Source organism: Vibrio sp. 1078-1 (assembly GCF_033340475.1).
The window spans coordinates 1-650 of the sequence record NZ_JAWOWM010000454.1 but is presented as its reverse complement, the minus strand read 5'-3'; the positions used below and the strand labels follow the sequence as shown (position 1 = coordinate 650).

General features: G+C 49.7%; 1 protein-coding gene. It reads left to right on the top strand.

The window, feature by feature from the left end; translation table 11 throughout:
* Positions 1 to 650 (top strand): response regulator (locus R7190_RS28155; protein ID WP_318137962.1); only part of this gene is annotated, 650 nt, incomplete at both ends.

The following is a 650-nucleotide window of genomic DNA, read 5'->3' as shown; positions in this document are numbered from 1 at the left end:
GCGCATGGCGCCAAGTGTCATCATGGGTACACCGAGCACCGAATTAGCGCTTGCCGACCAAATCATGACCGAGCATCAAATCCAGTGCTTAACCAAACCGCTATCTCGCCGTAAGCTGCTGCAAAGTTTGATCAATGAACATGTTGAAGCACCTCAAGCTATTGCCGCTCCTGTTGAAACAGAAGAAAGCGAACGACTGCCACTGACGGTGCTCGCGGTGGATGATAACCCTGCAAACCTAAAACTGATTTCAGCACTACTGAAAGAAAGGGTTGAAACCGTAACGGCTTGTAGCAATGGTCAGCAAGCCGTAAATCTCGCTACCGAGAAGAAATACGACCTGATCTTTATGGACATCCAAATGCCATTAATGGATGGCGTGACCGCTTGTCAGAACATCAAAGAGCTTGAGTTAAACAAAGACACACCAGTGATCGCCGTTACCGCGCACGCCATGGCCGGGGAGCGCGATCGTCTGCTCGCCGCAGGTATGGATGATTACCTCACCAAACCAATTGAAGAGCATGTACTGCAACAAGTGTTGGTCCACTGGAATCCGAATACCTGTACAGAAAGCATAGGGAAAGTTGCGCCGTCCTACGTCGATGAACCAGCAAGTGAAGCACCTGCTACAGCTGAAAATACACAAC